Raw genomic sequence first — 9,750 nt, 5'->3', positions numbered from 1 at the left:
ACCGTTTCTCTCCTTTGGCGAGTGTTGGTCAAGGGCGAATCCGATCCCATCCTCCCCTTTAAATGCCTTAAAAAGGAATTTAAAAAAGGACTTTTCATAGATTTTTTGACACTACCACAAAAAATGACCATCCCCTCAAGGGAGAATGGTCATTTCTTTTATTACTTGTTTAAGTTTTCTTTTGCGATGTTTGCAAGTTGTGTGAATGCTGCTGCATCGTTTACTGCTAAATCAGCAAGCATTTTGCGGTTTACTTCGATACCTGCAAGTTTTAATCCGTGCATTAAACGGCTGTAAGAAAGACCGTTCATGCGCGCTGCTGCGTTAATGCGCGTAATCCAAAGTTTACGGAAGTCGCGTTTGCGTTGGCGACGATCGCGATACGCGTACATTAACGATTTCATTACTTGTTGGTTTGCAACTTTATATAAACGATGTTTCGAACCGAAATATCCTTTTGCAAGTTTAAGAATTTTTTTACGACGTCTGCGTGTGACTGTACCGCCTTTTACACGTGGCATAACATTTCCCTCCTAAAATTATTTTACGTTATCTAACAATTGACGAATGCGTTTGAAATCGCCTTTTGATACAAGTGTTGCTTTACGAAGTTTACGTTTTTGTTTTTGTGTTTTGTTTGCGAATAAGTGGCTAGTGAACGCGTGTGAACGTTTTAATTGACCTGTTCCTGTCTTTTTGAAACGCTTCGCTGAGCCTTTGTGAGTTTTCATCTTTGGCATAAGGTGTTCCTCCCTTTTGTTATTTGTCGTTTTTCGGTGCTAGCACTAAAAACATGCTGCGGCCGTCCATTTTTGGAGCCGTCTCAACCGTACCAATATCCGCGCACGCCTCAGCAAATCGATCAAGCACGCGCTGACCAATTTCTTTATGCGTAATCGCACGTCCTTTAAAGCGAATCGTCGCTTTCACTTTATCTCCTTTTTCAAGGAACTTCCGCGCGTTGCGCAATTTTGTGTTGAAGTCATGTTCTTCGATCGTTGGGCTTAAACGAATTTCTTTTACGTTAATCACTTTTTGATTTTTGCGCGCTTCTTTTTCTTTCTTCTGTTGCTCGAAACGGAATTTGCCATAGTCCATAATGCGGCATACTGGCGGTTTCGCATTTGGTGCAACCATCACTAAGTCTAAGTTTAAACGCGCTGCAATTTCTAACGCTTCTTGCTTCGTCTTAATCCCAAGCTGCTCGCCATTTGGATCGACTAAACGAACTTCACGTGCCCGAATGTTTTCATTAATAATAAAATCTTTGCTAATAACTAGCCACCTCCACGGTTTTTTCAAGCTTGTTTGTTAAAGCAGAACGCACACGACAAAAAAACGTGTGGGCACAATACACCCACACGTCTCGCTCACAACATTTGTTTTGTCATGAACCTGTTAACAGCCACACGGCGTCGATCAGGTGAGAAGCGGGTGCTTCTGCTTGTTTCAAACAAGTATTTATTTTTACTCTAACATATATACCATAAACGGAAATACATTGTCAACTGATGTTCATTTCTCACAACAAATAACACTATAACAAACATCGAGAAAAATTGCAACTATTTATTTACGGGCTTCTTTTGCGATGAAATCAACAAACGCATCAAGCGGCATCGTTTCGCTCTTTTGTTCCCCATATTTTCGCACGTTCACTGCCCGTTCGTTTACTTCGTTATCCCCAACAACGAGCATGTACGGAATTTTTTGCATTTGCGCTTCGCGAATTTTGTATCCAATTTTTTCTTCACGCTCATCGACTTCAACACGAATGCCTGCAGCTTGAAGTGCATGCTTCACCTCATACGCATAGTCCATATGGACGGATGGGGCCACTGGAATCACTTGCACTTGTACAGGCGCTAACCATGTTGGAAACGCCCCTTTATACTCCTCGATTAAAAAGGCAACGAAGCGTTCCATCGTCGATACGACACCGCGATGGATGACAACCGGGCGATGCGGTTTTCCGTCTTCACCGATATATGTTAAGTCAAAACGTTCTGGTAACAAGAAGTCAAGTTGAACGGTAGATAACGTTTCATCTTTTCCGAGCGCTGTTCGCACTTGAACGTCTAGTTTTGGACCGTAAAACGCCGCTTCGCCTTCCGCTTCGTAATAATCAAGTCCGAGCTCGTCCATTGCCTCTTTTAACATGCTTTGTGCTTTTTCCCACATCGCATCGTCGTCATAATATTTTTCTTTATCTTGCGGATCACGATACGATAGACGGAATGAATAATCTGTTAAACCGAAGTCTTTATATACATCTAAAATTAAATTAACGACACGCTTAAACTCGTCTTTAATTTGATCTGGGCGAACAAAAATATGGGCGTCATTTAGCGTCATGCCACGCACGCGTTGCAAACCTGTAAGCGCTCCAGACATTTCGTAACGATGCATCGTACCGAGCTCTGCGATACGAATCGGCAACTCGCGATAGCTATGAATTTTATGTTTATACACCATCATATGATGCGGGCAGTTCATCGGACGTAAGACAAGCTGTTCATTATCCATCTCCATTGGCGGAAACATTCCATCTTTATAATGATCCCAATGGCCAGACGTTTTATATAACTCGACGCTACCGAGCACCGGTGTATATACGTGTTGATAGCCAAGCGACAGCTCTTTATCGACGATATAACGCTCAATTGTTCGGCGAATGGTTGCACCTTTTGGAAGCCAAAGCGGCAATCCTTGTCCTACTTTTTGCGATGTCATAAATAAGTCAAGCTCTTTTCCGAGCTTACGATGATCACGCTCTTTCGCTTCTTGTAAGAGACGTAAATATTCATCTAAATCTTCTTTTTTGAAAAAGGCTGTACCGTAAATACGTTGCAACATTTTGTTTTTGCTGTCACCACGCCAGTACGCACCTGCTACACTTAACAGTTTAAACTCTTTAATTTTTCCTGTTGATGGGACGTGCACCCCACGGCAAAGGTCGAAAAACTCTCCTTGTTCGTAAATGGAAACGACTTCTCCCTCTGGAATGTCGTGAATAAGTTCAATTTTTAAATGATCACCAATTTCTGTATAGCGACGAATTGCCTCTTCGCGACTCACTTCTTGGCGAACGATATCTAAGTTTTCTTTCACAATTTTTTTCATTTCTTGTTCAATTTTCGGTAAGTCTTCTGCTGTAATTGGTACGTCAACATCAATATCATAGTAAAAGCCGTTTTCAATGACAGGGCCAACGCCAAGCTTCACATCTTTGTACAATCGTTTAATCGCTTGTGCCATTAAGTGCGCTGTGCTATGACGTAAAATGTCAAGCGCTTCTGGCATATCTTGCGTAATAATCGAAATGGCGCCGTCTTCTTCAATCGGTGTACGCAAATCGATCATGCGATCGTTTAGCTTTCCTGCAATTGCTTTTTTCTTCAGTCCTGGGCTAATGGACGCTGCAATATCTTCCGTTGTCACTCCCTTCGGAAACTCCTTCACTGCTCCATCTGGAAATGTAATTTTTACTACATCCGCCAAAGCTGCTCACTCCTTTTTTAAAAAATAAAAAAACTCGTCCCAAAAACGAGGGACGAGTTGGTTTCGTGGTTCCACCCTTCTTCCCGTCTATACGAACATAAAGCGAGCGTATAAACGGCTTCATCTCGATAACGGCGCAAACCGTCAGCAATTACTAAACGGGCAATCGTCCCATTGTTCACTGCTGAAGTTTAGAGGTGGTAAGTGCATTTTCCGTGTTAGGAAGGTTTCAGCCTATGCCTTCCCTCTCTGTGAACCGTAAAAATACACCCATGTCCTCATCATCACTTTTTGCTTTATTCACTATGTATGTCATTATAAGCATATTTTTTTGGAAAATCAAGAGGTGTTCGTAGCTCGATGCGCTCTTGAAACACATTTTGAATCGTTTGAATCATTCCGACATCTGTCACATTTGTATACATATATATTTTTTCTGGTGCTATCGATACGAGTGGCGCTAATACAGATGTGTCAATGTACATCGGCTGACTCACCATCAATCGACGGTCAATAAACTGCTTTAGTTGATGAGGTGACAAGTAAAAAAAATGGTCATCGAAAAATTGAAACGTTTCGTTTTCGTATACTAAATGAAGGACGCTCATTTTCGGCTGGCGCGACGCCACAATTTCGCGCAACAGTTGAACGAAAGTTTGGTATTCTTGTTCTAATTTGTATTCGTCAATCGCTAATTCCACATAATGCATAAGCCGATCATAATACGGCTTTAAGCGAAAAGTGATAAGCGACTCGAATGAAAACATCCCTTCCTGCAAACATTCATGCAACGATTGAGCAATCAGTTGCTCACGCGGTACATTTATTTTCTTTCCGAGACGATAATCGTGCCTTTCCCCGTCAATAAACGAATATGTAAGCTGTAAAATTTGTTGTTGCTCTTCTTCGTTTTCATAAAAAAACGTGCGGGAAATGATCGATAAAATCCAACGTGTTTCAAATGCTCGAATGATGCATGAAGAAAAAATAGGAATGAACAATGCGCGCATATGCGCAACATTCTGTTCATGAAAGAAAACGGTAATCGTCTTGTTATCATAAAGCAACTTCCCATATGGTTGCGGCGCTTTACTTAATTGTTCAAATAGTCGTTGTGCATCTTGTCCATTTTGAAATACGATATAAATCAACGGTGCCCCCCCTTTTCCCGAAACATGCTTGTTTTATATATATGGGGAACACCGTTTGTTTATCACATTTCGATTCGGCGATTTTTTCCTGTCATTTCGATCGGAGTAGCTAAATAAACAATTCGTTCGATAATTCGTGCCGCTTTTACTTGTTCTTCTTCGCCTCGCTGCGAGTGAGCAAGGTGATGCGTCAGACGTTTTAAATCAAAATTTGATGTAAAACATGTCGGCAAATGCTCAAGCATGCGATATTGTAAAATCGGACCGAGCACCTCATCGCGCCACCAACTTGACATTAATTCTGCTCCTAAATCATCGAGCATAAGGACAGGTACTTGCTTTGCATATTCAATCGTATCCTGAAATGCATCGGTTTGAAGCGATGATTTCAACGAGCGAACAAATTCTGGTACGTACACGAGAAATGAAGCGATGTGCCTTTGTGCTAACTCATTTGCCATCGCTGCTAACAAATATGTTTTTCCGACGCCAAACGATCCGTATAAATATAGCCCTTTCATTCGTTTGCCTATTTCGTATGTCGATGCAAACGTGTTCGCAAGCTCGATCGCTTCAATTCGCCCAAGATCGTCTGTTTCTAGCTGATCAAACGATGCTTGCAACATATCGCGCGGAATAAATAAACTACGAATAAGCGACTGTTGTTTTTTTCGTTCATCATCTTGCACTTTACGAGCACACCGCTCATATTGCACGTCAATGTTTTTCCCTTGCCAAATTAAATGAGGCGTATAACCTTTCAGTAAGTTCGGACATTGTTCTAAGCTTTGGCAACGTTCACAATGCTTGCTTTGTTGCACAAACTCGTACAATTTACCGAGATGACGATTTAACATCGCATCCGTCACGTGATGACCACGCAAAAATGTTTGAACATGAGGATCACGTAAAATGTCGCGCTTCATCGCCTCATATCGTTCTTTAAAATCGTGACGATTCATCAAATGGTGAATGGTTTCCCGAATTGGTTTCATCGTTTATCCCCTAACTTTTCGGTTTTTTTAACCGTTCTTCCAACTCGCGCCGTTTTTGTTCTAACTCTTCTTCTGATTTCACTTGTTTTCGCTCAAATTGTGAATAGTCCGTCTGCAGCCAATCTGGCAACAGTTCGGTACGAATCGGTTTTTTAGAGCCTTTTTGTTCTTTTTCTTTCATAAATGTTTCATATTCTCGCGCCTCTTTTTTGGCCAATTCCATCGCTTGTTTCACCGTACGTACCTTTTTTCGCGCCCATGAACTCGCAATTTTTTCAACATATTTTTTCGGCAACTTCATATCTGTCCGCAGCATGACGTAGTAAATGAGCACGTTCATGACACCTGGCGGCAATTTTTGTTTAAACATAATGTCTTCAATCAACTGTAAATCAGCTAACGCCGGTTCAACTCCACCAGAAAAATCCATAAGCAATTGTCTTGGCGAAACGGTTTCAAGCTGTTTCATTAAATATTCTTCTTCATTTTTTGGTTCGGCATGTGCCATCGTTCGCTCTGCTAAAGGTTGTACACGATCATATAGACGCGGAAGCGCTTCACCACGTTCAAATTGATACCATTCTTGCGCTGCTTTTCGTAATGCTTCAATATCAATTTGTTCAGCGGGATCGATGACGCCCATCACAATTTTTTGCATATCAAGAGGACCAATCCCATACAGAAAAGAAAGCTTTTTAATTGCATCTTTTACTTTTTCAGTAATCGCACGTCGTGGTACGAGGTGATGAGATAGTCCAGCGTAAAAGGCATCGAAGTCAAATATATCATCTTGCATCTTATATATCGCTCGTTCTTTTCCTATATACTGCTGTCCATCTTGAAGCATCACTTCTTGTTTCGCTTCATCACTTAATTTATGAATCATTTTTTCAGGTTGGATGGATGAAAAGACATCGTGAAATGAGCGGGTGATCGGTGTAAATGACGTACGATCAATGGCACGATCGGAAAAAAACTTTTTCAACTTTTGAAATTTTGTTTTTCCGACACGATCATACAAAAATACATTTAAAACCCCATCGTTGAAAAATTGTTCTGGTGTAAGTGGAAGAAGTAGCTCATAAATAAATACCCGTTCATCGTCTTCATTCGTTCGTTTCATGTACGTATTTAACAACCCGATTCCTTCTAGTTTTAAACGCTCGGCATATATCGTTGGCAAACTGCATTGCATAATTGCCATTAAACTATGATGTGTCGTCTCCTCGCTCCATAAACGCGCCTGCTCAAGTTCGCTCCATAACGTCATATATAAGCTATACGCTTGAGCACCAATTAAAGGTTGATATAAAAGTGTCAATACTTTTCGGTCTAATTCGCTTAAAATTCCGTTCGCATGTACAATATATCGGTCGACCGCAATTAACTCTTTCCAACTATATTCCATCTTATCGACCTTCTTCATATGAAAAGGAGCACATTATGCCCTTTCTCCTTGTTCTTTTTTAATGAGCTCTTTTAATTCTTCAATAAAGACGTTTAAATCTTTAAACTGTCGATATACAGAGGCAAAACGAACGTAAGCGACTTCATCAATTTTTGATAACCTTTCCATTACCATTTCGCCGATCGTTTCACTTTTTACTTCATTTATGCCGCTATTACGCAATTCTCGCTCAATTTGCTGCGTCACTTGCTCTAATTGTTCAAGGGCAACCGGCCGCTTCTCACATGCTTTAATCAGCCCACGCAATATTTTTTCACGACTAAATTCTTCTCTCGTTCCTTCTTTTTTCACAACAATTAACGGTGTTTCTTCGACTTTCTCAAACGTTGTAAAACGAAAATGGCAACGTTCACATTCGCGCCGACGGCGAATGGAACGCCCTTCATCAACTGGACGCGAATCAAGTACCCGCGTCCCATGATGGTGACACGATGGGCATTTCATATGTATCAACTCCTGACAGTAATCTTACCCTTATAGTAGACAAAAAAAGGCGCATGCACAACTACTTCTCACTATATATTCCCGATCCGATGTATGTTAATCGTTTAGCTAATTGATCATATAAACGAATAATAAGTTGACGGCTAAATCCAAAGTCGATTGGCAACCACTTTGTTTCTGTCGTCACAGAAAAATCAATAGCTGTTTCGAACGGTCGAACAGAAATGACTGTGACGACGATAAATGCTTTTTTTCCTTTCGTAAGCGATACGCTCATTTCTCCTCTTTCTTCTGAGATTGCCACAATATGATAGCCGTCCATTTGCTCGAACAATTGTTTCACTTCTTTTAATGCAGCCGCTTGCGTCGTTTTATAATAACGGCTTTTCAACTGCTCATCCGGATGACGTTCCGATGTTTCATTATGATTCGTTAATACGTATTTCCATTTCACCTGTCGTCGCCTCACTTTTCAACGAATGATAAAAAAGAGGTGCAGAATCTACACCTCTTTTCCTCTTACACTTTATTATAAAGCTTTTGCTTGTTTAATTTCAATCGGACCCATGCCACGAGGCAATTCAATTGTTTCACGTGTTTGCGCACCTAACGCTTCTGCAATATAGTCAGCAGCAATCGTTGGATCTAAATGTCCACATGTGTACACATCAATACTCGCATATCCGTGTTCAGGAAAACTGTGAATCGTTAAATGTGATTCAGAAATGATCACAACGCCGCTAACGCCTTGTGGTGCAAATTTATGAAATGCAACTTCACGAATTTCCGCACCTGACTTTAACGCTGCATCAACAAATGTTTTTTCAATAAACTCGATGTCATTCAACTTATCAAAATCGCATCCCCAAAGTTCTGAGATAACGTGACGACCCATTGTATCCATGAGCGTATCCCCCTTTAATAAATTTTGAAAAAAATAAACGATGAATTTCTTTTGCTTTCTGGAATGTATAACTACCACGGGGGAAAGTTAGTCCAAAGAGGTCCTAACCCTTTAAGTAGTCACATTACCATGCGTTCAAGAAGTTCACGAAAAATAGTATACTTCGTTTATATCTTTTTTTCAATATTGTTTTTTGTTTTTTATGAAATTAGGCATAAAAAATAACGCTGGAATGCCAGCGTTATGACATCGCAACCGCTTCGTTTTTTGACAACTGTTTTGCAACAAGCTTTGTTAAATCAACAACGCGGCACGAATAACCCCATTCATTATCATACCATGCTAATACTTTTACTTTCCGATTTTCGATTACCATCGTGGATAATCCATCGACAATGGCAGAGTGCGGATTCGTATTAAAATCAATCGATACGAGCGGTTCCATCGTCACGTCTAAAATGCCTTTTAACGATCCACGTGCTGCTTGCATAAATGCTTCGTTTACTTCATCGACCGTTACATCTTTTTTTACATCGACAACAACATCAACAAGCGAAACGTTTGGCGTTGGAACGCGCAATGCCATGCCGTGCATTTTTCCTTTTAAATGTGGCAATACGAGCGCCAACGCTTTCGCTGCACCTGTCGTTGTTGGAATGATCGATTGTGCACACGAACGGGCACGGCGTAAATCTTTATGCGGATTGTCAATATTTTTTTGATCGTTTGTATATGCATGCACAGTTGTCATCAACCCATTTTCAATGCCGAATGCTTCATCAAGCACTTTTACAACCGGAGCTAAACAATTTGTTGTGCATGAAGCATTTGAAATAATGATATGTTCTGGAGAAAGCATATGTTCATTTACACCGATGACAATTGTTACATCTTCATCTTTTCCTGGCGCTGTTAAAATGACGCGTTTCGCCCCTGCTTCGATGTGCATCATTGCTTTCTCTTTTGCATTAAACTTTCCTGTCGCCTCAATAACAATATCGATTTGAAGCTCTCCCCATGGCAGTAGGCGTGGATCGCGGGAATTGAGTAACTGTACTTTTTTCCCATTCACAATAAGTCCATCTTCAACCGGAATGACTTCCCCTTCAAATTTGCCATGGTTTGAATCATATTTTATTAAATGAGCTAACGTTTCAGGCGGATAGCTAGCATTAATCGCTACAATATCAAAATCTTGTTCAATTATCGCTTTTCGGAACACCATCCGTCCAATGCGTCCGAATCCGTTAATCGCTACTCTCGCTTTCATTATATAGCTCCTTTCAA

Annotated in this window: 11 protein-coding genes and 1 other annotated feature; all 11 genes read right to left on the bottom strand. The window is 40.7% G+C overall.

Annotation, left to right across the window (positions count from 1 at the left end):
• Positions 1-161 precede the first annotated feature (161 nt).
• The 11 genes from rplT to CS060_RS05060 all read right to left on the bottom strand — a co-directional run bounded on the left by rplT (position 162) and on the right by CS060_RS05060 (position 9,733).
• A complete protein-coding gene (gene rplT, locus CS060_RS05110; RefSeq protein WP_003397837.1) occupies positions 162-521 on the bottom strand; it encodes a 50S ribosomal protein L20 in 360 nt (119 codons plus the stop codon).
• An 18-nt stretch (positions 522-539) separates the two neighbouring features.
• Complete coding sequence (gene rpmI, locus CS060_RS05105; protein ID WP_003397838.1) at positions 540-740, bottom strand: 50S ribosomal protein L35; 201 nt, start codon at positions 738-740, stop codon at positions 540-542.
• A gap of 19 nt (positions 741-759) precedes the next feature.
• Complete coding sequence (gene infC, locus CS060_RS05100) at positions 760-1,302, bottom strand: translation initiation factor IF-3 (protein WP_082180315.1); 543 nt, start codon at positions 1,300-1,302, stop codon at positions 760-762.
• A 26-nt stretch (positions 1,303-1,328) separates the two neighbouring features.
• Positions 1,329-1,452: a sequence feature (ribosomal protein L20 leader region), on the bottom strand.
• 117 nt (positions 1,453-1,569) lie between these two features.
• The gene (thrS, locus tag CS060_RS05095) at positions 1,570-3,501 is read right to left on the bottom strand and encodes a threonine--tRNA ligase (protein WP_035049929.1); all 1,932 of its coding nucleotides are present in this window, start codon (positions 3,499-3,501) and stop codon (positions 1,570-1,572) included.
• 296 nt (positions 3,502-3,797) lie between these two features.
• Positions 3,798-4,652 carry a putative sporulation protein YtxC gene (gene ytxC / locus CS060_RS05090; RefSeq protein WP_035050329.1) on the bottom strand — a complete coding sequence of 285 codons (855 nt, stop codon included), beginning with the start codon at positions 4,650-4,652 and terminating at the stop codon, positions 3,798-3,800.
• A 62-nt stretch (positions 4,653-4,714) separates the two neighbouring features.
• Entirely contained in the window at positions 4,715-5,647 is a 933-nt protein-coding gene (dnaI, locus tag CS060_RS05085; protein ID WP_035050332.1) for a primosomal protein DnaI, read from the bottom strand.
• 10 nt (positions 5,648-5,657) lie between these two features.
• Positions 5,658-7,055: a replication initiation and membrane attachment family protein gene (locus CS060_RS05080; RefSeq protein WP_085788298.1), complete on the bottom strand. Its 1,398-nt coding sequence runs from the start codon at positions 7,053-7,055 to the stop codon at positions 5,658-5,660.
• A 33-nt stretch (positions 7,056-7,088) separates the two neighbouring features.
• Positions 7,089-7,559: a transcriptional regulator NrdR gene (gene nrdR, locus CS060_RS05075; protein ID WP_009361824.1), complete on the bottom strand. Its 471-nt coding sequence runs from the start codon at positions 7,557-7,559 to the stop codon at positions 7,089-7,091.
• A 61-nt stretch (positions 7,560-7,620) separates the two neighbouring features.
• Positions 7,621-8,013: a hypothetical protein gene (locus CS060_RS05070; RefSeq protein WP_021093798.1), complete on the bottom strand. Its 393-nt coding sequence runs from the start codon at positions 8,011-8,013 to the stop codon at positions 7,621-7,623.
• Positions 8,014-8,088: 75 nt separating this feature from the next.
• Positions 8,089-8,463 (bottom strand): adenosylmethionine decarboxylase, encoded by a 375-nt coding sequence (speD, locus tag CS060_RS05065; RefSeq protein ID WP_003397846.1) that lies wholly within the window; start codon positions 8,461-8,463, stop codon positions 8,089-8,091.
• Between the two features lie 241 nt (positions 8,464-8,704).
• Entirely contained in the window at positions 8,705-9,733 is a 1,029-nt protein-coding gene (locus CS060_RS05060; RefSeq protein ID WP_035048760.1) for a glyceraldehyde-3-phosphate dehydrogenase, read from the bottom strand.
• Between the last annotated feature and the right edge of the window lie 17 nt (positions 9,734-9,750).

Source organism: Anoxybacillus flavithermus (assembly GCF_002742685.1).
Lineage (GTDB): Bacteria > Bacillota > Bacilli > Bacillales > Anoxybacillaceae > Anoxybacillus > Anoxybacillus flavithermus_E.
This window is presented reverse-complemented; position numbering and strand designations above follow the sequence as displayed.